General features: G+C 69.2%; 22 protein-coding genes. 15 read left to right on the top strand and 7 right to left on the bottom strand.

Translation table 11 applies throughout. The features are described from left to right. Nucleotides 1–43: 43 nt before the first annotated feature. The 3 genes from H6927_07220 to H6927_07210 all read right to left on the bottom strand — a co-directional run bounded on the left by H6927_07220 (nt 44) and on the right by H6927_07210 (nt 3,797). Nucleotides 44–1,636 (bottom strand): ABC transporter substrate-binding protein, encoded by a 1,593-nt coding sequence (locus H6927_07220; protein ID MCP5217891.1) that lies wholly within the window; start codon nt 1,634–1,636, stop codon nt 44–46. 41 nt (nt 1,637–1,677) lie between these two features. After that, nucleotides 1,678–2,658: an ABC transporter permease gene (locus H6927_07215; GenBank protein ID MCP5217890.1), complete on the bottom strand. Its 981-nt coding sequence runs from the start codon at nt 2,656–2,658 to the stop codon at nt 1,678–1,680. A gap of 197 nt (nt 2,659–2,855) precedes the next feature. Continuing rightward, the gene (locus tag H6927_07210; GenBank protein MCP5217889.1) at nt 2,856–3,797 is read right to left on the bottom strand and encodes a porin; all 942 of its coding nucleotides are present in this window, start codon (nt 3,795–3,797) and stop codon (nt 2,856–2,858) included. Between the two features lie 264 nt (nt 3,798–4,061). Here H6927_07210 and coq7 point away from each other — a divergent pair, with 264 nt between their 5' ends. Next, on the top strand, nt 4,062–4,697 hold the full coding sequence (coq7, locus tag H6927_07205) for a 2-polyprenyl-3-methyl-6-methoxy-1,4-benzoquinone monooxygenase (protein MCP5217888.1): 636 nt from the start codon (nt 4,062–4,064) through the stop codon (nt 4,695–4,697). 15 nt (nt 4,698–4,712) lie between these two features. On the opposite strand, the gene H6927_07200 is transcribed toward coq7, so the two are convergent. Further along, entirely contained in the window at nt 4,713–5,165 is a 453-nt protein-coding gene (locus H6927_07200) for an OsmC family protein (GenBank protein MCP5217887.1), read from the bottom strand. A gap of 290 nt (nt 5,166–5,455) precedes the next feature. On the opposite strand from H6927_07200, the gene ilvA reads away from it, so the two are divergent. Further along, nucleotides 5,456–7,015, top strand: a complete 1,560-nt coding sequence (gene ilvA, locus H6927_07195) for a threonine ammonia-lyase, biosynthetic (protein MCP5217886.1) — start codon at nt 5,456–5,458, stop codon at nt 7,013–7,015. 21 nt (nt 7,016–7,036) lie between these two features. Here ilvA and H6927_07190 read toward each other — a convergent pair whose 3' ends face one another. Then, complete coding sequence (locus tag H6927_07190) at nt 7,037–8,062, bottom strand: linear amide C-N hydrolase (protein MCP5217885.1); 1,026 nt, start codon at nt 8,060–8,062, stop codon at nt 7,037–7,039. Then, on the bottom strand, nt 8,059–8,556 hold the full coding sequence (locus H6927_07185; GenBank protein ID MCP5217884.1) for a hypothetical protein: 498 nt from the start codon (nt 8,554–8,556) through the stop codon (nt 8,059–8,061). Before H6927_07185 ends, H6927_07190 begins: the two co-directional genes overlap by 4 nt. Nucleotides 8,557–8,666: 110 nt before the next feature. On the opposite strand from H6927_07185, the gene gspG reads away from it, so the two are divergent. From gspG to gspE, 10 genes are all read left to right on the top strand, one after another. Then, nucleotides 8,667–9,107, top strand: coding sequence for a type II secretion system major pseudopilin GspG (gene gspG, locus H6927_07180; protein ID MCP5217883.1), 441 nt, complete (start codon nt 8,667–8,669; stop codon nt 9,105–9,107). A 40-nt stretch (nt 9,108–9,147) separates the two neighbouring features. Beyond that, nucleotides 9,148–9,639: a prepilin-type N-terminal cleavage/methylation domain-containing protein gene (locus H6927_07175; GenBank protein MCP5217882.1), complete on the top strand. Its 492-nt coding sequence runs from the start codon at nt 9,148–9,150 to the stop codon at nt 9,637–9,639. Beyond that, complete coding sequence (gene gspI / locus H6927_07170) at nt 9,636–10,076, top strand: type II secretion system minor pseudopilin GspI (GenBank protein ID MCP5217881.1); 441 nt, start codon at nt 9,636–9,638, stop codon at nt 10,074–10,076. The genes H6927_07175 and gspI overlap by 4 nt, the downstream gene beginning before the upstream one ends. Continuing rightward, nucleotides 10,076–10,786, top strand: a complete 711-nt coding sequence (locus H6927_07165) for a prepilin-type N-terminal cleavage/methylation domain-containing protein (protein ID MCP5217880.1) — start codon at nt 10,076–10,078, stop codon at nt 10,784–10,786. The genes gspI and H6927_07165 overlap by 1 nt, the downstream gene beginning before the upstream one ends. Continuing rightward, nucleotides 10,783–11,769 (top strand): type II secretion system minor pseudopilin GspK, encoded by a 987-nt coding sequence (gene gspK, locus H6927_07160; protein MCP5217879.1) that lies wholly within the window; start codon nt 10,783–10,785, stop codon nt 11,767–11,769. Before H6927_07165 ends, gspK begins: the two co-directional genes overlap by 4 nt. Nucleotides 11,770–11,934: 165 nt before the next feature. Then, the gene (locus H6927_07155) at nt 11,935–13,152 is read left to right on the top strand and encodes a general secretion pathway protein GspL (protein ID MCP5217878.1); all 1,218 of its coding nucleotides are present in this window, start codon (nt 11,935–11,937) and stop codon (nt 13,150–13,152) included. Continuing rightward, a complete protein-coding gene (locus tag H6927_07150; protein MCP5217877.1) occupies nt 13,149–13,676 on the top strand; it encodes a type II secretion system protein M in 528 nt (175 codons plus the stop codon). The genes H6927_07155 and H6927_07150 overlap by 4 nt, the downstream gene beginning before the upstream one ends. Before the next feature lie 58 nt (nt 13,677–13,734). Continuing rightward, the gene (gene gspN / locus H6927_07145) at nt 13,735–14,517 is read left to right on the top strand and encodes a type II secretion system protein N (GenBank protein ID MCP5217876.1); all 783 of its coding nucleotides are present in this window, start codon (nt 13,735–13,737) and stop codon (nt 14,515–14,517) included. A gap of 64 nt (nt 14,518–14,581) precedes the next feature. Next, nucleotides 14,582–16,870, top strand: a complete 2,289-nt coding sequence (gene gspD, locus H6927_07140; GenBank protein ID MCP5217875.1) for a type II secretion system secretin GspD — start codon at nt 14,582–14,584, stop codon at nt 16,868–16,870. Nucleotides 16,871–16,872: 2 nt separating this feature from the next. Next, nucleotides 16,873–18,360, top strand: coding sequence for a type II secretion system ATPase GspE (gspE, locus tag H6927_07135; GenBank protein MCP5217874.1), 1,488 nt, complete (start codon nt 16,873–16,875; stop codon nt 18,358–18,360). 99 nt (nt 18,361–18,459) lie between these two features. On the opposite strand, the gene H6927_07130 is transcribed toward gspE, so the two are convergent. Continuing rightward, a complete protein-coding gene (locus H6927_07130) occupies nt 18,460–19,002 on the bottom strand; it encodes a hypothetical protein (protein MCP5217873.1) in 543 nt (180 codons plus the stop codon). A gap of 490 nt (nt 19,003–19,492) precedes the next feature. On the opposite strand from H6927_07130, the gene H6927_07125 reads away from it, so the two are divergent. The 3 genes from H6927_07125 to H6927_07115 all read left to right on the top strand — a co-directional run bounded on the left by H6927_07125 (nt 19,493) and on the right by H6927_07115 (nt 22,829). Continuing rightward, entirely contained in the window at nt 19,493–20,011 is a 519-nt protein-coding gene (locus H6927_07125) for a pilin (GenBank protein ID MCP5217872.1), read from the top strand. 106 nt (nt 20,012–20,117) lie between these two features. Further along, nucleotides 20,118–21,137 (top strand): IS30 family transposase, encoded by a 1,020-nt coding sequence (locus H6927_07120; GenBank protein MCP5217871.1) that lies wholly within the window; start codon nt 20,118–20,120, stop codon nt 21,135–21,137. Nucleotides 21,138–21,248: 111 nt separating this feature from the next. Beyond that, a complete protein-coding gene (locus tag H6927_07115; protein MCP5217870.1) occupies nt 21,249–22,829 on the top strand; it encodes an O-antigen ligase C-terminal domain-containing protein in 1,581 nt (526 codons plus the stop codon). Nucleotides 22,830–22,858 lie beyond the last annotated feature (29 nt).

Genomic DNA, 22,858 nt, shown 5'->3' with positions numbered 1-22,858 from the left:
CGATTGGGCTTGAAATCCGCCCACGGCCCGGACGCCCGGTGCATCACGGCTTGAGGGTGATCCACTTGAAGGGCATGAAGTTGTCGGCCAGCTGCACCAGCTGGACCTTCTTGCTCACGCCCCAGGCCAGCATCTGCTGGTGCAGCGGCAGGTGGCCCACGTCGTCGATGTGGATCTGGAAGGCCTCCTTGATCATCTCGTTGCGCTTGGCCTGGTCGGTCTCCGAGCCGATCTTGGCGGTGAGCGCGTCCAGCTTGGGATTGCAGTAGCTGCCCAGGTTGAACTGGCCGGCACCGGTCTTGTCGTCCGGGCAGTGCATGATGGCGTTCAGCACGTTGTGCGAGTCGTAGGTCGAGGGCGTCCACGCGAGCATGTAGAAGCTCGTGTCGCGCCGCAGAATCTTGGGAAAGTAGGTGCCCTTGGTCTCGGCCTGCAGGTTGATCTTGACGTTGATCTTGGCCAGGTTGGCCGCCACCGCCTGGCAGATCTGCCCGTCGTTGACGTAGCGGTCGTTGGGGCAGTTCATCGCCACCTCGAAGCCGTTGGCATAGCCGGCCTCGGCCATCAGCTTCTTGGCCGCCTCCACGTCATACGGAAAGCGCTTGTCCTGCGCCTCGGTCCAGCCGTTGATGCCGGGGCCCACCATCAGCGCCGTCGGGCGCGACTGGCCACGCATCACCGTCTTCTTGATGCCCTCGATGTCGATCGCCTGGTAGAAGGCCTTGCGCACGCGCACGTCCTTGAACGGGTTCTTGCCCTTCACGTTGGAAAACAGCAGCTCGTCGCGCTTCTGGTCCATGCCCAGAAACACCGTGCGCAGCTCCGGGCCGGCGATCACGTGCGTGCCCGGGTTGGCGTTGACGCGGGCGATGTCCTGCACCGGCACCGGCTCCATCACGTCCACCTCGCCCGACAGCAGCGCCGCCACGCGCGTGGCCGGGTTGGCGATGGGCGTGAAGACGACCTCCTGCACGTTGCCCTCCACCTTGCCCCAGTAGCGTGGGTTGCGCACGAACACCGTGCGCACGCCCGGCTGGCGCTCGCGCACGTGGTAGGGGCCGGTGCCGTTGGTCTTGAACGAGGCGGTGTTCTCCACCCCCTTGCGCCGGTCCACCGGCTTCACGGCGTTGTTGGCCTCGCACCACTTCTTGCTCATGATGTAGACCTGCGAGAGGATCTGCGGCAGGATGGGCTGCGGCGCCTTGGTCTCGATCTCGATGGTGTGGTCGTCGATCTTGCGGGTTTCCTTCACGTCCGTGCCATAGCTCTTCATGTCCGATCCGTCGGACATGATGCGCCCCATGGTGAACACCACGTCGTCGGCCGTGAACGGCGTGCCGTCGTAGAACTGCACCCCCTTGCGCAGCTCGAAGCGCCACACCGTGGGCGAGGTCTGCTTCCACGAAGTGGCCAGGCGCGGCTCCATTTCCAGCTTCTTGTTCCAGCCCACCAGTGCCTCGTAGGCGTTGCTGTCGACCGAAAGCTGCAGCGACTCGTTGAGCGAATGCGGATCGAGCGAGAGAGCGTCGCCCTGGTTGGCGATGCGCACCGTCTGCGCCGAGGCCGCGCCCGCCAGCGCCAGCGCCAGCAAGGCCGCGCCCACCAGCACCGACAGGCGTTGGGTCTTCAGGTTCATTCGAGTCTCCTTGGTTGTGGGTTGGGGTGTGATGCCAGGGATCAATGTCCGGCCGCCTTGCTCACGCTCAGGCGCGGGTCAACCACCACGTAGAGCAGGTCCACGGCCAGGTTGATGATGACGAAGATCAGCGCGATCAGGCACAGGTAGGCGGCCATCACCGGCACGTCGGCAAAGGTCACTGCCTGGATGAACAGCAGCCCCATGCCCGGCCACTGGAACACCGTCTCGGTGATGATGGCAAAGGCGATCAGGCCGCCCAGCTGCAGGCCGGTGATGGTCATCACCGGCACCAGCGTGTTCTTGAGCGCGTGGCCGAAGTGGATGGCCCGGTCCGTCAGCCCGCGGGCGCGCGCGAACTTGATGTAGTCGGTGCGGAGCACCTCCAGCATCTCGGCGCGCACCAGGCGCATGATGAGCGTGAGCTGGAAGATCGCCAGCGTGATGGCGGGCAGCACGATGTGCACCCAGCCATCGCGCGTCAACAGGCCGGTGCTCCACCAGCCGAGCTGCACCGTCTCGCCACGCCCGAAGCTGGGCATCCAGCCCAGCATGACCGAGAAGATGAGGATCAGCAGGATGCCGATCAGGAAGGTGGGCAGGGACACGCCCAGAAGCGACACCGTCATGAACACTTGGCTGAGGAAGCTGCCGCGCCTGAGCGCCGCGTAAACCCCCATGGGAATGCCCACCAGCAGGGCCAGCGCGGCGGCCACGATGGACAGCTCGAAGGTGGCCGGAAAGCGCTCGGCCAGCAGGCGCGAGACCTTTTGCCCCTGGCGCAGGCTCAGGCCGAATTCGCCCTGCACGGCGTTGATCAGGAAGTGCCAGAACTGCACGAAGAACGGTTGGTCCAGCCCCAGGTCGGCGCGCAACTGGCGGATCTGTTCGGGCTTGGCGTCCTGCCCCAGCAGAAACACCACCGGATCGCCCACGTACTGAAACAGCAGAAATGCCACGAACGCCACGGCCACCATCACCACGATGGCCTGGATCAGGCGACGGAAAATGAATGCACCCATGCTTGGTCGGATCAGTCTGCGGGCATGCTAACAGAGGCAAATGCGCCGGCAGCACAGGGATTGCGAGAATGGGGCGCACCCGATTCGGCGTTTCTCGCACTCCTCGAGCGCGCAGCAAAAAGCCGCCCGAAGGCGGCTCTTGCTGATCTGGCCCGCCCCGAGGGACAGGTCATGCGGCACCCCAAGGGCGCGCGCGATCAGAAGTTGTGGCGAACACCAATGCCATAGTTGTTGGTGCTGTCCAGACGCAGGTAAGCAGCGTAGATGAACGTGCGCTTGGACAGCGCGTACTTGCCTTCCAGAACGCCGTTGGTGTACTTCTTGCCACCCAGTTCGTTCTTGGTGTCACGGGTCAGGTCCAGCGTCACGGCGAAGGCGCCCAGGTTGGCGGTGCCGCCCAAGCTGAAGCCACGGCGCTTCAGGCCAGCAACGTTGGCGTTGTTGTACGAAGCGGCAACCGCGAAGCTGCCGAAGTTGTACTTGCCACCCAGCGCGTAGTTGGTCTTGTTGCCCTTGGTCTTGTTGACCGACAGACCGGCGGCGATCGGGCCGTTCGCGTAGATCGCGTTCAGGTCCCACTTGTCGTTGCCACCGTTGTCGTCCTTCATGATGTAGCCCAGCTCGGCGCTGAAGCCACCCATGTTGGGGGTCTTGTAGCTGAACTGGTTGCTGTTACGCGCGCCACCCGAATAACCGTAGGTGTTGCCGACGACCGAGTAGTTGGCGGAGCCAGTCAATTCCCAAGCGGCCACGCCGAAGAACGACGGGTTCAGCGTGCGGCCCATCTTGAAGGTACCCCAGTTGCCACCGATCCACAGGTTGGCAGCACGGCTCCAGAAGCCCGGGCCGCTCATCGCGCTGGTGCCATCCTTGAGGTTGATGCCGGTTTCGAAGTTGAAGCCAGCCTTCAGGCCGCCACCCAGATCTTCGACGCCCTTGACGCCCAGACGGCTGTTGCCGTTGTTCATCGTGCCTGCGGCGGACATGCCGGTCTTGTTCACTTTGTTGCCGGTCACCGGGTCAACGGATTGCACGCGAGCAATACCCGCATCGGCCACGCCGTACAGGGTCACGGAAGATTGAGCCATCGCGGCACCGGTGAAGCCCAGCACGGCCAGGGCGATCAGAGATTTTTTCATTGCAAGTTCTCCAAGGTTAAACATAGGGCTCCGGTGCGAAGGGTCCGTCTGCGATTCCCGCCGGTTCCCCGGGCCAACCTCCCCGATTGGGAAGTTGTTGTTATTGCACCAGACCTGCCGGGAACATGCAAAGACTTCCGTGCCGAAACGGCCGCAGGAGCTTCGATTTGTTGCGAATCGGCTACACCCCTGCGGCATGGCGTTGGGCCGGTGCAACACCCCCCCGCACGCACCGGCAACGGCGGCCTGGCGTACCATGCATACATGTTGTCACTGACCGATCGCCTGCTGGGCGCCGCCGACAGTGCCCTGCGCACCCTGCTGGCCCAGCCCCAGCCCGCGCGCCCCAGCCCGGCCGCCGGCCTGGCGGCCGCCGACCCCCTCGATGAGCAACACCGGCGCCTGTCGGGCGCCCTGATGCGGGTCAACCACGTGGGCGAGGTCTGCGCGCAGGCCCTGTACCAGGCGCAGGCGCTGACCAGCCACAGCGAGGCCCTGCGCCAGCAGCTGGATGCCGCCGCGCGCGAGGAAACCGACCATCTGGCCTGGACGCGCGAGCGCCTGCAGCAACTGGATAGCCGGCCGTCCTGGCTCAACCCGCTCTGGTATGCCGGCGCCTTCGGCATCGGGGTGCTGGCCGGCAAGCTGGGTGGCGACCGGATGAACCTGGGCTTCGTGGTCGAGACCGAGCGCCAGGTCGAGGCGCACCTGGCCCGGCACATGGAGCGCCTGCCCGCCGCCGACACCGCCTCGCGCGCTGTGGTGGCGCAGATGAAGGCGGACGAAGCCCGCCATGCCGACCTGGCCCTGGCGGCCGGCGGCACCGAACTGCCCCTGCCCGTGCGCGCCCTGATGCGCGCCGCCGCGCGGGTGATGACGGGCACGGCGCATTACATCTGACGCCTGACCCGGCGTTCAGGCCGGTTCGACGACGTCGAACGAGGTCGTGATCTCGGCCGTCTTGCCCAGCATGATCGAGGCCGAGCAGTATTTCTCATGGCTCAGGGCAATGGCGCGCTCGACCGCGGCGGCCGGCACCGCCTTGCCGGTGACGGTGAAATGCATGTGGATGCGCGTGAACACCTTGGGGTCTTGCGCCGCGCGCTCGCTGGTCAGGCGCACGCTGCAGCCGCGCACGTCGTGGCGGCCGCGCTGCAGGATCAGCACCACGTCGTAGGCGGTGCAGCCGCCGGCGCCGGCCAGCACGGTTTCCATTGGGCGCGGCGCCAGGTTTTGCCCGCCCTGCCCGGGGTGGGCCACGTCGGGCGCGCCATCCATGGCAATGACGTGGCCCGAGCCGGTCTCGGCCACGAAGCCCATGCCCGAGCGCGCGCCCGCCGCGCCGGTCCAGGTGACTTGGCATTCCACGATGATTCGACCTTTCCGAAGACAGGCGCCCAGTGTAGCCAGATGCCGCCCGGCGGCGCCCCGATGCTGCAGCGCAACATGATTCACGCACGATCGTGCTTTTCGTGTAGACTACGCTCATGCCAGCAAACATTCGCTGGCGCCGATTGTCTCCTCCACCCCTTCAAAAGGTGGATTAAGCCCTGGGCCTCGCGGTTCGGGGCTTTTTTTTGCTGCAAGGCAGCATGGGCAGCGGGCATGCCTTTGGCGCGCTCCTTATGATGGCGGGCTCGTTTGCGTCCGCTTGCACCATGTCCGCTGCCTCCGCCCTTTCCCCCACCGACTACCTCAAGCAGGTGCTGACCGCGCGCGTGTACGACGTGGCCGTCGAGTCCGACCTGACGCCCGCCAAGGTGCTGGGCCGGCGGCTGCACAACAAGGTGCTGCTCAAGCGCGAGGACCAGCAGCCGGTGTTCAGCTTCAAGCTGCGCGGCGCCTACAACAAGATGGCGCACCTGACACCCGAGCAGCTGAAGGCCGGCGTGATCTGCGCCAGCGCCGGCAACCACGCCCAGGGCGTGGCGCTGGCGGCGCACAAACTGGGTGCGCGCGCGGTGATCGTGATGCCCGTGACCACGCCGCAGGTCAAGGTCGACGCCGTGCGGGCGCTGGGCGGCGAGGTGGTGCTGGTGGGCGACAGCTATTCCGACGCCTACGAGCATTCGCTGAAGCTGCAGGCCGAGCAGGGCCTGAGCTTCGTGCACCCGTTCGACGACCCGCTGGTGATCGCCGGCCAGGGCACCATCGGCATGGAAATCCTGCGCCAGCACCAGGGCCCGTTGAACGCCGTGTTCGTAGCCATCGGCGGCGGCGGGCTGATCAGCGGCGTGGCCGGCTACATCAAGGCGGTGCGCCCCGAGGTCAGGATCATCGGCGTGCAGATGAGCGACTCGGACGCCATGGCGCAGTCGGTGGCCGCCGGCCAGCGCGTGCAGCTGCCCGACGTGGGCCTGTTTGCCGACGGCACCGCCGTCAAGCAGGTGGGCAGCGAGACCTTCCGCATCGCGCGCGAGCTGGTGGACGAGTTCATCCGCGTGGACACCGACGCCGTGTGCGCGGCCATCCGCGACGTGTTCATCGACACGCGCAGCATCGTCGAGCCCTCGGGCGCCATGGCGGTGGCGGCCGTCAAGCAGTACGTGGCCACGCACAAGACCAAGGGTGAGACCTACGCCGCCATCCTGTCGGGCGCCAACATGAACTTCGACCGCCTGCGCTTCGTCGCCGACCGCGCCGAGGTGGGCGAGGAGCGCGAGGCGCTGCTGGCCGTCACCATCCCCGAGGAGCGCGGCAGCTTCCGGCGCCTGTGCGAGCTGATCGGCCAGCTGCCCGGCGGGCCGCGCAACGTGACCGAGTTCAGCTACCGCATCACCAACGCCGCGCAGGGCGGCAAGGCGCATGTGTTCGTCGGCCTGACCACGGTGGCCAAGGGCGAATCGCCCAGGATCACCGCCGCCCTGCAGCGCGCGGGCTTCGACGCCATCGACCTGACGCACGATGAGCTGGCCAAGGAGCACGTGCGCTACATGATCGGCGGGCGCTCGCCGCTGGCGCGCGACGAGCGGCTGCTGCGCTTTCAGTTCCCCGAGCGGCCGGGCGCGCTGTTCAAGTTTTTGAGCGGCATGAAGCCGAGCTGGAACATCTCGCTGTTCCACTACCGCCACCAGGGCGCCGACTACGGCCAGATCCTGGTCGGCCTGCAGGTGCCCGCCGCCGACGACGCGGCGCTGGGGCGCTTTCTGGCCGAGCTGGGCTACCCGTGGGTGGAGGAAACGGCCAACCCGGCCTACCGGCTGTTCCTGCAGGCCTGAGAGAAGCCCTGGCGTACGGCCTTAGATCCCCAGGAACTCAAACGGCGCCGATGGCTGGAATTGCGGCGTGGCGTTGCCCGAGTGGGTGTGGTTCTGGTCGGGCCCCAGGTCGAGCTTGAGCACCTTTCCGCTTTCCTTGCTGAAGTCCAGCGCCTTCAGATCCACCCAGAAGGTGTTCGGCGTCAGGGCCGATTCGAAGAAGTACAGCTTGCGCTGGTGGTCGAACACGGTGCGCCAGCGGGTGGAGGCGATGTTGGGCTGGCCGGGCGTGCTGATGCCGTAGGGCACCGAGACGTTGCGGATCACGCTGAACACGCTGGCCAGCGCCTTGTTCGGATCCTGGTCCTTGGGAATCGCGTTCACGTAGAACGAGGCGCGTGCAAACCGGTCCGCGGCCCGGTTGGTGCCCGGCAGCATGGTCGTGCCGCCGATCTGCCGCCAGTACGCGTCGAGCGCCAGCTGCTCCTCGAAGATGGGCGAGTTGGTCATGACCTGGTACTGGCGGCTGTGGTGAATGACCTGCTTGCCGCCGATGTACTCCACGATGGCGCTGTCGCCGCTGGCGTCCGACATGGACAGGTGCAGCGTCGTCAACCGGTCCTCGCTAGGCACGTTGTCCGACACGAGGGTGAAGGGCTGCTCCTTCAACGCGGCAACGGCTTCCTGCACCGTGGCGAAATTGTCCAGCACGTACTGCGCCCAGGCGGCAATCGTCAGCCCGGGTTTGCTGCTGGCGTCGAACGCCGGGTACTGCGACTCCACCAGCCACAGCAGATTGGCGTTGAGGCCCGCCTCGTTCACGCCGTCGGTGGTGGAGATGTCGTAGCCCGACGTGATGACGCTGCCGTACCTGGACGTCCAGCGCAGCGTGTTGGCGCCGGTCTGCCCGGTACGCTCCATGCCGCGCGGCAGAACCCAGAGGTTGCTGGCGATGTCCTTCTTCCAGTCCATGGAGCGCGCCGCCATCACCTGGCCGTCAGCGCCATGAAAAACAAACCGTGTGCAAGCCCAGGCGCTGGTTGCGGCAGCAAGGCATGAAGCAATCAGCGCTGCGGCAGGCTCACGCCAATGCCTGCGCCCGACAGCGGCGCCGCGGCGCCCGGTGCCGCCACCGGCCGCGGCAAGGCAGCGGCCTGCGGACGCGGGCGCTCGTCGGGCGGCGGCAACTCCAGCCGCAGCTCGCGCCCATGGGCCGCCAGCACCGCGGCGGACGGCGTGACCGCGCGCAGGGTCCAGCCGCCCTCCAGTCCGTCCAGCACGGCGCCCACGCGCAGCGGCCGGGCGGGCTGGCCGTCCAGCGCGATCCGGGCGGCGCCGCCCGCGCCGTGCGTCAGCACGCCCTGCAGCGCCAGCCGCCCGGCCACGTTGGAGTCGGGCGGCGCCGCGGCGCCAGGCTGCGCGCCCAGCGCGCGCGCCACGGCCGCCACGTCCAGCGCCGGCGCGGCGGCGGCCGTGGCGGCCACCGGCACGTCCACCGGCCGCCGCGCGCCCCGCCCCACTGCAGCGCCCACCAGGCCGCGCTGCCGGCGGCCAGCGCCCACAGCGCCAGCGTGGCCAGGGCCACCGGCAGGCGCGATGCAAGGCGAGGCGAGGACATGGCGGCGATTATCATTGAAGCCACCTTTTCCACCCGCGCTTGCGCCTGCCTTCCATGACCGCTGCCCCCCTCGCCGCCCGCTGGCGCCGCGCCGCCGGCTTCACGCTGATCGAGCTGATGGTGGTGCTGGTCATCATCGGCGTGCTGGCGGCGCTGATCGTGCCCAACGTGCTGGACCGCACCGACGACGCCCGCGCCACCGCCGCGCGCACCGACGTGAACAACCTGATGCAGGCGCTCAAGCTCTACAAGCTGGACAACCACGCCTTTCCCACCGCCGAGCAGGGCCTGCAGGCGCTGGTGGCCAAGCCCACGTCGCCGCCCGTGCCACCCAACTGGCGGCCGTACCTGGACAAGCTGCCCAACGACCCCTGGGGCCGGCCCTACCAGTACCTCAGCCCCGGCATCAAGGGCGAGGTGGACGTGATGAGCTTCGGCGCCGACGGCGTGAGCGGCGGCGAGGGCAAGAACGCCGACATCGGCAGCTGGCAGTAAGAGCGCGCCGCCGCCCCATCGCGTGCACGGGCTTGAGCGGATGACTCTTTTTTCGATAGCTGATTGGGCATATTCAGCGCGGGTTGCAGGCCGATTTTGCTTGAAAATCCAGCGCGGCTTCACGCTGATCGAGCTGATGGTGGTCGTCGCCATCGTCGCGCTGGGCACGGCCCTGGTCAGCCTGGCCCTGCCCGATGGCGACCGCAATGCCCTGGCGCGCGATGGCACGCGGCTGGCCGCCCTGCTGGAATCGGCCCGCGCCCAGTCGCGCGTGGCCGGCGTGCCGGTGCAGTGGCGCCCCACGGGCGGCGGCTTCGCCTTCGACGGCCTGCCCGCCACCGCGCCGCCGCTGCCCACCGGCTGGCTGGACGCGCGCACCCACGCCCTCGGCAACGCCCCCGTCACGCTGGGCCCCGACCCGATCATCCCCGCGCAGGCCATCGTGCTGCAGTTGGCCGGTGGCGCCACGCCGCCGCTGCGCGTGGCCACCGACGGGCTGCGGCCGTTCAGCGTGGAGGCCGTGCAGCCATGACCCCCTGCCCGCCGCCGGGCCGCCCCAAGGCGGGCGGAGCCCCCTGGGGGGGCAGCGCACCTCGCGCAGCGGGGGAGCGTGGGGGCTCCGTTTCTGGCTTCACCCTGGTCGAGGTCATGGTCGCGCTGGCCATCACCGCCATTGCCCTCGTCGCGGGCTTGAAGGCCACCGCCGCGCTGACCAACAACGCGCAGCGCCAGGACGCGCTGCTGCTGGCCCGCATCTGCGCCGACAACCAGCTCATCGCGCTGCGCCTGGCACGCCAGCTGCCCGGCGTGGGCGACAGCACCAGCGCCTGCCAGCAGGCCGGCCGCTCGTTCCAGGTGCTGCAGCAGGTGCGCCCCACGCCCAACCCGAATTTCCGGCGCGTGGAGGCTGCGGTCAGCGAGGATGGCCTAACCATTCTTCGGATCTCGACCATCGTGGGGCGGAATTGATGGGCCCCCACGCTCTGCTGCTGCGCACGCGCGGCTTCACTCTGGTCGAAGTGCTGGTCGCCCTGGCCATCCTGGCGGTGATGGCGGCGCTGACCTGGCGCGGCATCGACGGCATGGCGCGCGCGCAGCACGCCACCGAGCAGCACACCGACCAGGTGCTGACGCTGCAGGCGGGCCTGGCGCAGTGGCGCGCCGACCTGGACGCCATGATGATCTGGCCCGCCGCCACGCCCGCGCCCACCGCCACCCCCGGCGCCGCGGCGCCGCAGCGCAGCCTGGCCTGGGACGGGCGCGTGCTGCGCATCACGCGCACCGAGGCCGACGCCGCCGCCGGCCTGCGCGTGGTGGCCTGGGCGCGCCGCGCTGGCGACGGTCAGTGGCTGCGCTGGCAGTCGGCGCCGGTGCAGTCGCAGCAGGCCTGGCAGTCGGCCTGGGACGCGGCAGCGCGCTGGGCCGAGGCCGGCGCTGCGTTTGATTCCGGCAACCCCAACGCCAGCGTCGTCGCCGTGGCGTCCACGCTGGACTGGCAACTGCATTACTTTCGGGGCAACGCCTGGACCAACCCCCTGTCCAGCCCGGCCCAGGACAGCACGAGCGCGCAGGCCCTGCCCGACGCCGTGCGCCTACTGCTGACGCTGGCGCCCGGCCAAACCATCGGCGGCACGGTCACGCTGGACTGGGTGCGGCCCGATTTCGGGGGCTCGCCATGAAGCGGCCCCAATCCGGAGCCGCGCTGTTGATGGCCATGATCACCGTCGCCCTGGTGGCCATCCTGGCCGCCGGCGCGCTGTGGCGCCAGTGGCGCGGCGTGGAGGTGGAGCGCGCCGAGCGCGCGCGCGCGCAGTCCGACTGGCTGCTGACCGGCGCGCTCGACTGGGGACGGCTGATCCTGAAAGGGGACTGGAACGAAGACCTCAACAAAGGCCAGATCGTCGACGACCTGACCGAGCCCTGGGCCGTGCCGCTGGCCGAGGCGCGCCTGTCCACCTTTTTGGCCGCAGGCGAAAGCAGCGAGGCGATCGACCGCGAGGCCTTCGTCTCCGGCCAGATCAGCGACCTGCAGGCGCGCCTGAACGTGATGAACCTGGTGGCCGGCAACGGCGAGCAGCAGCTGGCGGCGCTGGCGCGCTTCGGCCGCCTGTTCGAGCAGCTGGGCCTGCCCAGCCACGAGCTGGGCGCCCTGCAGCGCGCGCTGGCGCGGGCCCGGCAGGCGGCGGCCGGCACGCCCGCAGACGGCGGCGACGCGCCGCTGCTGCCCGCGCGCTTCGACCAGCTGGCCTGGCTGGGCCTGGCCCCCCGCACGCTGGCGCTGCTGCGCCCCTACGTCACGGTGCTGCCGCTGGCGGGCAGCCAGGCCACGCCGGTCAACCTCAACACCGCCAGCGCCGAGGTGATCTACGCCGCCGTGCCCGAGCTCGACCGCGCGCAGGCCGAGCGCCTGGTGGCCCTGCGCACGCAAAACCGCCTGACCACCCCGGGCCAGGCCGCCACCGAGCTGGGCGTGGGCCAGCTGAGCCTGGACTGGGCCTCGGTGAACTCCAGCTTCTTCGAGATCCGCGGCCGCCTGCGGCTGGACGACGTGGCGCTGGAGGAAGTCGCCGTGGTGCAGCGCGCCACCGACGTGCGCGGCCGCTACGTGCGCACGCTGTGGCGCGCGCGCAGCGCCTTGACGGTGCCGGCAGCGGGCCAGTAACTACAAAAACAGTAGCTGCTGGCGCGCATCAAACATGGCCTTCAAATACAAAACCATTCAAACGCCAATCACGATGCGCGCAAGCAGCTCCTATTTTTAAAGCAACCGGACGGCCAGGCGACGGACTGCGGCGCGCACCCCCACCCTACAATCGGCCATCCCGCCATGAGCCTGCTGATCCTCGCCCTGCCGCCCGGCCCTGCTCCCAGCTACGCCTGGGCCACGTCCGCCGACGGCCAGCACCTGAGCGCGCACGGCACGGCCGCGGCCGACCTGCTGCCCGCCGCCGGGCGCGGCGTCGAGGTGGTGGCGGTGTTGCCCGCCACCCAGCTGTCCTGGCACCGCGTGCAGCTGCCGCGCGGCGTGGGCCCGCGCTCGCCGCGGCTGCGCGCCACCCTGGCCGGCCTGCTGGAAGAGCAGCTGCTGGACGAGCCCGAGCAGCTGCACTTCGCGCTCGACCCCGACGCCGGCGCGGGCGGCCCCGCCTGGGTGGCCGTGTGCCACAGCCGCTGGCTGGCCGCGCACCTGCAGGCGCTGGACGCCGCCGGCCGGCCGGTGGCGCGCATCGTGCCCGAGCGCAGCCCCGAGCCGGGCGAGCTGCAGCTCGACTTCACCGGCGAGCCCGAGCGCGCGCAGCTGCTGGTCAGCGGCGGCCCGGACGGCGGCGCCCAGGCCCTGCCCTGGAGCGCCGGCACGCTGGCGCTGCTGCAGGCCCGCCTGGGCCAGGCCCTGGCCACGGCCCACGTGCAGGCCGAGCCCGCCATGGCCGCCCTGGCCGAGCAGCTGCTGGGCCGCCCGCCCACGCTGCACACGCCGGCCCAGCGCCTGCTGCAGGCCAGCGCCACGCGCTGGGACCTGGCGCAGGGCGAGCTGGCGCGCACCGGCGCCGCCCGCGCCTCGCGCCAGGCCGGCGCCGCCTGGCGCAGCTTCTGGCATGCCCCCGCGTGGCGCCCGGCGCGCTGGGGCCTGGGGCTGCTGCTGGGGGTGCAGATCGTGGGCCTCAACGTCGCCGCATGGCAGACCCGCGGCGAGCTGGCCGCGCGCCGCGCGCAGATCGACGCCGCGCTGACGCAGACCTTTCCGCAGGTCAAGGTGGTGGTCGACGCGCCGGTGCAGATGGCGCGCGAACTGGCCGCCCTGCGGCGCGACACCGGCGCCGCCTCGCCGCGCGACCTGGGCCCCATGCTCGGCGCCTGGGCCCGGCACGCGGGCGCCGGCGCCGTGCCTGCGGCCTTCGAGTACGCGCCGGGCGAACTGCGCGTGCGCGGCGTGCAGCTGTCGGCCAGCGCGCTGGAGCAGGCCCGCACCCAGCTGCGCCCGCTGGGCTACCGGCTGGACACCGACCCGCAAGGCGCCGTGCTGCGCGAAGAGGCTGCGCCATGAGTGATTCCCATCCAGCCCCGAAGAACCCCGGCGCCACCGCCCGCCTGGCCACCGCCTGGGCCGCCCTGCAGCCGCGCGAGCGCCGCGGCCTTGCGCTGGCCGCCGCCGTGGTGGGCCTGGCGCTGCTGTGGTGGCTGGCGCTGGCGCCGGCGCTGGCCACGCTGCGCGCCGCGCCCGCCCAGCGCGCCGCGCTGCAGGCCCAGGCCCAGCAGATGCAGCGCTGGCAGCGCAAGGCCCAGGCCCTGCAGGCCCAGCCGCGCCTGAGCCGCGACACCGCCGTGGCCGCGCTCGAGGCCGCCACGCGCCAGCGCCTGGGCAACGCGGCCCAGCTCAGCGTGGCCGGCGAGCGCGCGCAGCTCACGCTCAAGCAGGCGCCGGCGCAGGACCTGGCCGACTGGCTGGCCGACGTGCGCGCCAGCGCCCGCGCCGTGCCGCTGGACGCGCGCCTGACGCGCAGCGGCGACACCGCGCCCGGCGCCCCGGTGCACTGGAGCGGCACGCTGTCGCTCAGCCTGCCTTCATGAGCGCGCCGGGCCGCTCCCAAGCGCGAATCCCGCAGCGCGCAGCGCGGAGGGTCGTCCAATGACACGGCGCCCCGCCACCGCCTGGCGCTGGGCCGCCTTGGGCGCCGTACTGGGCCTGCTATTGACGGTGGCCGTGGCCGCGCCCGCGCGCTGGCTGGCTGCCGCCGTGGCCCAGGCCAGCGGCGGCCACCTGCAGCTGCTGGAGCCCACCGGGCGCGTGTGGGCCGGCTCGGCCCGCCTGGCGCTGGCCGGCGGCGCCGACAGCCGCGACCGCGCCGCCCTGCCCGGCCAACTGCACTGGCGCCTGTCGCCCATGCTGACCGGCGTGCAGGCGCGGCTCGCGCTGGACTGCTGCACCACGCCCGAGGGCCTGCTGTTGCGCGCCAGCCCGCGCTGGGGCGGCGTGCACCTGCAGGTGGCCGACGGCGCCTCGCACGGGCCGGCGGCCGTGCTGGCCGGGCTGGGCACGCCCTTCAACACCATCGCGCCCGAGGGCGAGCTGAACCTGGTCACGCAGGGCCTGGCCGCCACCTGGCTGGCTGGCCGGCTGCAGCTGGAAGGCAGCGCCACGCTGACGGCGCGCGCGCTGTCCTCGCGCCTGTCCACCCTGCGGCCCATGGGCTCGTACCAGCTGGTGCTGCGCGGCGGCAGCGACGTCGGCCTGACCCTGTCCACGCTGGAAGGCGGCCTGCGGCTGTCGGGCAGCGGCCACTGGGTGGGCACGCGCCTGCAGTTCCAGGGCGAGGCCAGCGCCGCCTCCGGGCTGCAGGGGCAGCTGGCCAGCCTGCTCAACATCCTGGGCCGGCGCCAGGGCGACCGGGCGATCCTGTCCTTCAGCTGACGCGCCGTTGGCCATCCCGACCCCATTTGCTACAGTGCCTGCTGCTCACCCAACCGCTCCGTCCATGGCCCGCTTTCCCGCCCGTCCCCTGCTGCGCCCCCTGCTGGCCGGCCTGCTGCTGACGCTGGCCGCCAGCGCCCATGCCGCCGGCACGGGCGCAGGAGCCCAGCAGGCCGAGGGCGGCCGGGTGACGCTGGACTTCGTCAACGCCGAGATCGACGCCGTGGCGCGCACCATGGCCACGCTCAGCGGGCGCAACGTGGTGGTCGATCCGCGCGTCAAGGGCACCATCACGCTCAGCAGCACGGTGCCGGTGTCGCCCGCGCAGGCGCTGGCGCTGTTCGCGGCGCAGCTGCGCATCCAGGGCTTTGCGCTGGTCGAGCAAAACGGCCTGGCGCTGGTGCTGCCCGAGGCGGAGGCCAAGCTGCAGGCCGGCAGCGTGTCGGCCGGCGCCGTCAGGGGCGGCGGGCAAGTCCAGACGCAGATCTTTCGCCTGACGCACGAGAACGCCAACAACCTGGTGCCGGTGCTGCGTCCGCTGATCAGCCCCAACAACACCATCAACGTCAACCCCGGCACCAACGCGCTGGTCATCACCGACTACGGCGACAACCTGCAGCGCATCGGGCGCATCATCGCCGCGCTGGACGTGTCCAACGCCACCGGGGTGGAGGTGGTGCCCCTCAAGCACGCCGTGGCCTCCGACCTGGCGCCGCTGGTGGCGCGGCTGCTGGAGTCCAGCGGCGCCGCCGCGCCGCTGGCACCCGCGGCCGCGCCCGCCCAGGCCGTGGCCGCCGTGCGCGCGGCCGGCGGCGGCAGCGAGGGCGGCTACGCCACCGCCGTGCTGCCCGAGCCGCGCAGCAACGCCATCATCCTGCGCGCCGCCAACCCGGCGCGGCTGGCGCTGGCGCGCTCGCTGATCGAGCAGCTCGACCAGCCGCCGGCGCAGGCCGCCCCGGGCGAGGGCAGCAACATCCACGTGGTCTACCTGAAGAACGCCGACGCCACCAAGCTGGCCGTGACCCTGCGCGCCGCCCTGGCGGCGCTGCCGGGCCAAAGCGCCAACGCCGGCGCCGGGGCGGCCGCCAGTGGCGGCGGCGGCGCGTCATCGCGCCCGGGCAACAGCAACCCGATGGCCCTCGGCGCCAACGCCGGCAACGGCCTGGCCAGCGGCCCCAGCATCGACGCACAGAGCAACAACCAGCCGTCCACCGGCGGGCAGATCCAGGCCGACCCGGCCACCAACTCGCTCATCATCAGCGCGCCCGAGCCGGTGTACCGCGAGCTGCGCGCCGTCATCGACAAGCTGGACCAGCGCCGCGCCCAGGTGTTCGTCGAAAGCCTGATCGCCGAGGTGCGCGCCGACAAGGCGGCCGAGTTCGGCATCCAGTGGCAGGGCCTGCTGGGCCGCCGCGACGGCAGCAACGTGGGCATCATCGGCACCAACTACGGCGCCGGCGGCAGCAACATCCTCAACCTGGTGGGCCAGTTCGCCAACGGCACGCCCTCGGCGGCCAACCTGGTGATGCCGCCGCAGGGCCTGAACCTGGGCCTGGGGCACCGCATCAACGGCCTGTTCACGCTGGGCGCGCTGGCCAATTTTTTGCAGAGCACGGGCACCGGCAACGTGCTGTCCACCCCCACCCTGCTGACGCTGGACAACGAAGAGGCCAAGATCGTCGTCGGGCGCAACGTGCCCTTCGTCACCGGCAGCTACACCAACACCGGCTCCGGCAGCACATCACTCAATCCATTCCAGACCTACGAGCGCAAGGACGTGGGCCTGACGCTGCGCGTGCGCCCGCAGATCAGCGAGAACGGCACCGTCAAGATGGTGATCTACCAAGAGGCCTCCACCGTGGACCCCACCTCGGTCGGCTCGCCCCAGGGCATCATCACCAACAAGCGCGCCATCGAGTCCAGCGTGCTGGTGGACGACGGCGCCATCGTGGTGCTGGGCGGGCTGATGGAAGACGAATACACCGAGAGCGAGGACAAGGTGCCCGGCCTGGGCGACATCCCGGTGGTGGGCAACCTGTTCAAGAGCCGCAACCGCAGCATCACCAAGAGCAACCTGATGGTCTTTTTGCGCCCGGTGGTGGTGCGCGACGCGGTGGACAGCGAGGCCTTCTCGCTCAGCCGCTACGAGCTGATGCGCGCCGCCCAGGGCCGCACCCAGCCCGAGCCCAGCAGCGTGCTGAAGATCAACCAGTCGCCCGTGCTGCCGCCCGTGGTGCCCACCCAGCAGGGCCAGGGCTGGAGCCGGCCGGCCCCGCCACCGCCGCTGATCCACATGCCCGCCAGCGGCGAAAGCAGCGACCCCGGCACCAGCCTGACCCGCACCAGCCCGTAGCCATGCGCTACCCCCTGCCCTACGCCTTTGCCCGCACGGCGCGCCTGCTGCTGCAGGACGACGGCGGGCAGCTGACGCTGTGGCACGACGGCGCGCCCGAGCCCGCCCACCTGAGCGAGGTGCTGCGCCAGCACGGCGCCGACGCGGCGGCGCTGCAGCTGCAGCAGCTCGACGCGCCCACGCTGGCCCAGCGCATCAGCAGCGCCTACTCGCAGGCCGAATCCAGCGCCGCCGCCGTGGTGAGCGAGGTCGAAAGCGACGCCGACCTCTCGCGCATCATGCAGGAGCTGCCGGCGGTGGAGGACCTGCTGGAGGCCGCCGACGACGCGCCCATCATCCGCATGCTCAACGCCCTGCTCACGCAGGCCGCGCGCGACAGCGCCAGCGACATCCACATCGAGCCCTACGAGCGCCACAGCAGCGTGCGCTTTCGCGTCGACGGCGCGCTGCGCGAGGTGGTGCAGCCCAACCGCGCCCTGCACGCGGCGCTGATCAGCCGCCTCAAGATCATGGCCGACCTGGACATCGCCGAAAAGCGCCTGCCGCAGGACGGGCGCATCAGCCTGCGCCTGGGCACCCGCGCCATCGACGTGCGCGTGTCCACCCTGCCCAGCGCCCACGGCGAGCGCGCCGTGCTGCGCCTGCTGGACAAATCCGAGAGCCGCATCAGCCTGGAGTCGGTGGGCATGCAGGGCGAGGTGCTGCGCAAGTTCGAGCACCTGATCGCCCAGCCGCACGGCATCATCCTGGTCACCGGCCCCACCGGCAGCGGCAAGACCACCACGCTGTACGCCAGCCTGGCGCGGCTGGACGCGGCGCACAACAACATCATGACGGTGGAAGACCCGATCGAGTACGAGCTGCCCGGCGTCGGCCAGACGCAGGTCAACCCGCGCATCGAGCTGACCTTCGCCCGCGCCCTGCGCGCCATCCTGCGGCAGGACCCCGACATCGTGATGATCGGCGAGATCCGCGACATCGAGACCGCGCAGATCGCCATCCAGGCCAGCCTGACCGGCCACCTGGTGCTGGCCACGCTGCACACCAACGACGCCGCCAGCGCCGTCACCCGCCTGACCGACATGGGGGTCGAGCCGTTTCTGCTCTCGTCATCGCTGCTCGGCGTGCTGGCGCAGCGGCTGGTGCGCAAGTTCTGCACGGCCTGCCACGGAACTGGCTTGGCCCCCACGCTCCGCACTCACGTTGCTGCGCTGCCCCCCGAGGGAGCTGACCCCGCCTTGGGGCGGCCCGGCGGCGGGGTCGGCTGCGAGGCCTGTGGCCACACCGGCTACGCGGGCCGCACCGGCGTGTTCGAGTTGCTGGTGGTGGACGACGGCATCCGCGCCCAGATCCATGGCCAGGCCGCCGAGGCCGACATCCGCCGCGCCGCGCTGGCCCAGGGCATGCACCTGATGCGCGAGGACGGCGAGCGCCTGATCGCGCAGGGCATCACCAGCCGCGAAGAGGTGCTGCGCGTGACGCGGGGCTGAGGTTCCAGGCCAAAACAGGCCCCAGCGCTCATCCAGAAAGCGCGACCAGCTATCAAAAGAAGAGTTATCACCGGGCCCGGCCTGCCGCCGGTGCATGGCTCACGGCGCTGCGCCGCCCGGCATCAAGGTTGCCAGTTGCCGCTGCGCAATCACATGCCCATGCGCCGCGGCCTTGGCAATCCACATCAGGGCCATGGCCCGGCCGTCACCCTCGCACAGCCCGTCCGCGTGCAGCATGCCCAGCCAGTGCATGGCATCGGCCTCATCCTGCTGCGCCGCTTGCGTGAGGAAGTGCAGCGCTGGCGTAATGCCGCCCCCTGCCCCCCGAGCAAGGGGCGCCGGCTTGCTGCCCGCGTCCACCCTGGCCTCGTCCAGCGCCGTCAGCGCAAACAGCGCACCCACGTCGGCCTGCGCCGCCGCATCGCCCTGGTCGGCACGCACCAGCATCTGCACGTCCTCGTCGGTCAAGTCCACCGCCAGTTCCGGCCGCACCGCCGCAAACGGCACCTGCGCGCCGCGCCCGTCGCCCAGGCGCGGCACCTGCCCTTCCTCGATGCGGCGCTGCCACGTGCGCATGCTGCGGCCCGTCAGGACGGCGGCCGTGTTCAGGCTGATGGGGCGAAAGGCATCGGCGGGCTGCATGCGACCCATTCTAGTGACCCTGCCAACACCTCATCAGGCCTCACGACACCACCAATGGCAGCAGAACCGCCGGATCGATCGGGTCGGGCAAATCCGCGTCCGGAACTCACCCCGTCATCGACATCAGGCTGTCCGCCAGGTTGCGGATTTTGGCAGACGTCATTTGCACCCGTGCAAGACGGGTAGCACCCTGGCCAATTCGTCCAGGATCAGCTATCCGCACCATGCAACGCCGCAGCCCACGCTGCTATCCCCAGTGCACGCCATGTCGCCCAATTGACGCGACAGACCGCTCCGTGTCAGCCGCCCGGCGCGACAAAATCGCATCTTGGCGCCTGCTGCACACCTGGTGCACGCCCAAAACGCCCATTTTTTCACGAGTCGACCTCGGCCCAATTTTTGGCACACCTCGTGCATCCATTCAAGGTGTGCGGCGACGCACGTCAACGAGTGTCTCCAAGGTTCCAACATTTCTTGAAGGGAAATCGAAATGAAAAAACTCCAGCAAGGCTTCACGCTGATCGAATTGATGATCGTGGTGGCCATCATCGGTATTCTGGCTGCCGTGGCGCTGCCGGCGTATCAGGACTACACCAAGAAGGCCAAATTGTCGGAGGTTGTGCTGGCCGCGTCGCAGTGCCGCACCACCATTACCGAGCAAGTGCAAAGCATGGCGGCTGACAAGCTCGGCATCGACAATGGCTGGGGATGCGAGGCAAACATTGCCAGTACTGCTGGATCGGAGCCGACCAAATACGTTGCGCAGGTCCAAACGTCGAAAGACGGCGTTATTTCGGCCAAGGCTCGAGGCTTTAATGACACCAACATCGACGGCAAGTTTGTCGTGATGATTCCCTATATTGGGACGACTGCACTCAGCGTGTCAGCCGCGAACAGCGATCAAGGCAAGCAAATCAGTTCCTGGTCTTGCGGTGGTGGTGACGCGGTAGGTGTTCAACTGGCCAGCTCCACGATCAACAAGTTCCTGCCGGGCTCCTGCAAGTCCTGATTGGATTCAGGCCCTTACGCTTAAAAACCTCCCTGCGGGGAGGTTTTTTTCATGCGGCGATCTCAATTTTGAAGTGCAACACCCTCACATGAGGTAAGTTGCACCGATGGGAACACGATACAAACAACTGCAGGCTGAAGAGCGCATGACGCTGAGCTCGCTGCACCAGCAAGGCTGGAGCCTTCGGGCCATGGGGCGACTGATGGGGCGCAGCCCCAGCACCCTGTGTCGCGAACTGCGGCGCAACAGCAGCGATAGCGGCTACGCCAGCAGCAGCGCCCACCACGCATATCTGAAGCGCCGCATCGATGCCCGACCCTTGCCCAAGCTGCATGCCGATGGCGCTTTGTGGCAGACGGTTTGCACGCTGCTCAGCTGGTGCTGGTCGCCACAGCAAATTGCCAGCACACTCAGGCGCATGCATCCCGATGAGCCCGCCTGGCACGTCTCGCACGAGACGATCTACGACACCATCTACGCCTACCCACGCGGGGAGCTGCGCCGCCAGCTCATCGCCTTGCTGCGCCAAGGCAAGAGCACGCGCAGGCCCCGCTCTGCGGGCCAGGATCGACGAGGGAAGATCCCTGACATGGTGAGCATCCATGTGCGCCCGCCCGAGATCGAAGACCGCCTGATGCCCGGGCACTGGGAGGGCGATCTGATCAAGGGTGCGGGCAACCAGTCTGCGGTCGGTGTGCTGGTGGAGCGTACAACGCGTCTTGTGCTGCTGTGCAAGATGCAGAGCAGCACGGCAGAAAGTGCGCTGGCGGCGTTCTCGGCCAAGCTCAATGCGGTGGCTGCGCCGCTGCGCAAAACGCTCACCTACGACCAGGGTCGGGAGATGGCGCGGCACAAGGCGCTCAGTGAGGCCACGGGCGTGAAGGTGTACTTTTGCGATCCGCACAGTCCTTGGCAAAAGGGCAGTTGCGAGAACACCAACGGATTGCTGCGCCAGTTCCTGCCCAAGGGCACCGATCTGTCGGTGCATGACCAAGATGCGCTGGACTCGATTGCCGACTTGATGAACAACCGACCCAGGCAGACGCTGGGATGGGACAGTCCCTACCAAGCTTTCAAGCGCATCATGACGGCCATCAGCGAGAAAGATTCGGCTACGATTCATTGATTCTCAACCACTGGTGTTGCACTTCAGAGTTGAGATCGCCTGCGGTTTCTGACTTTCGGGTTTTTCATCCTGGCGCTTGGTTGGCTGGTTCCCAACCACTACGACCCCTGGGTGTCGTTCTACAACGAGTTCGCAGCGGGGGCAGGCCTGTGTATTGGCGCCATGCCGCTGCTGCGCGCCGGGCACATTCGGATGCCAGCAGCCATCGTGGTGCCGGCCGCGGCATTGCTGGCGGCGCTGGTCATCGATGCATCCCTGAGCCGCTTGCTGTTCCAGACTGATTTTTACGCCGGCGTTCTGTTTGCAACCCTGTGGCTGCTGGCCGGGGCGGTGGGCGCCAATCCGTCGCATTTTTCGATGCCCCTGGGCTGGCGCGGCCCCAGTGCCCAGGTCAAAAACGATGCCGTGCTGACCGCCTTGGGATTGGCCCTGACGCTGGGCGCATTGACGAGCGTCGCGCTTGCATCCATCCAGTGGCTGGGGCTGCCGCACGGCCTGTGGGTGAGCGGCTCCAGTGGGCGCGCGCTGTCGAACCTGGTACAGCCCAATCACTACGCGACGCTGCTGGTGATGGCCATCGCCGGCCTGGGTTGTTTGCGGGCACAGCGCCAGGTGGGCACTTCGGTGTTCTGGCTGGCGGTGGCCGTGCTGGCGTTTGGCGTTCTCAGCAGCGACTCACGCACGGGACTGGTGGCGCTGGTTTTGGTGCTGCTGATGTGGTTGTGGCGTGCGGCCTGGGTGGAACACAACCGCGCCCAGGTGTTGCAATTCGGCCTGGCCTTGCTGCTGCTGCTGGTGGCGCGGGCGTGCTTCCAGGACTTGGCAGCATGGTTGGGAGCCGAACCAGGACGCGCGGCCACCGACCTTCAGAGCCAATCGCGGCTTCTCATCTGGCGCCAATTACTTGCGGCTACCCAAGCGCAGCCATGGACAGGTTATGGCTGGCTGCAGGTCAGTGCGGGGCAGGATGCCATGGCGCCGGTTTACCCGGGTGGGCGCATGGTGGGCTTCGCGCACAACTTGCCGCTGGATGTTGCCCTTTGGTTCGGCATTCCGGCGGCCCTGGTGTTCACGTTGTCGTGCGCCGCATGGCTGGTGCGACATGCCAGCCTGCGTGATGAGGCCAGATTTCACCCGCTGCTCATGCTCAGCCCGGTGGCGCTGCACAGTTTGCTGGAGTTTCCCCACGCATACGCTTATTTCCTGATTCCTGCGGGAATTCTTGTCGGGCACGTGGCCCGTTTCGATGCCCCGGCCATGCGCCAAGCACGCCCCTGGGCGGTGGCTTTGCTGTTGGCAATTTGCTCCATCCTCGGCGTGGCGCTGCTCTGGGTCCAGACGCAGGCAGAAGAGCCCATGCGCGCCGCTTTGTCGGGCGACGCTGCAATGGCTGATTTTGCGCCACTCGATCGGCGCGTGCCGATTGGCGACGACGTGGCGGCCCTGGTGCGTACTCTGGCCGATGCGAAAGCAGCGGATGCCGCAAGCGTGGAGCGGGCGCGACGTGTGGCGCTGCGCTACCCGTGGCGAGCGGTCAAACGGCAGTATGTGCTGGCACTGTTTTTGCACGATCAGGACCCGGAGGCGTGCCGTGAGCTTGAAATTTTCCGCCACGCCTACAGCGAAAATGCCCATATGCAACTTCAACAGTCGATTCGACTCGCCAGGACGCGACCGTTGCGGTGCCGTTGAACGCCAGCCAATGAGCCAAGACCGCATAT

This window comes from Burkholderiaceae bacterium (assembly GCA_024235995.1).
Lineage (GTDB): Bacteria > Pseudomonadota > Gammaproteobacteria > Burkholderiales > Burkholderiaceae_C > Ottowia.
The sequence above is the reverse complement of the archived record's forward strand: the minus strand, read 5'-3'. Positions and strand labels throughout refer to the sequence as shown.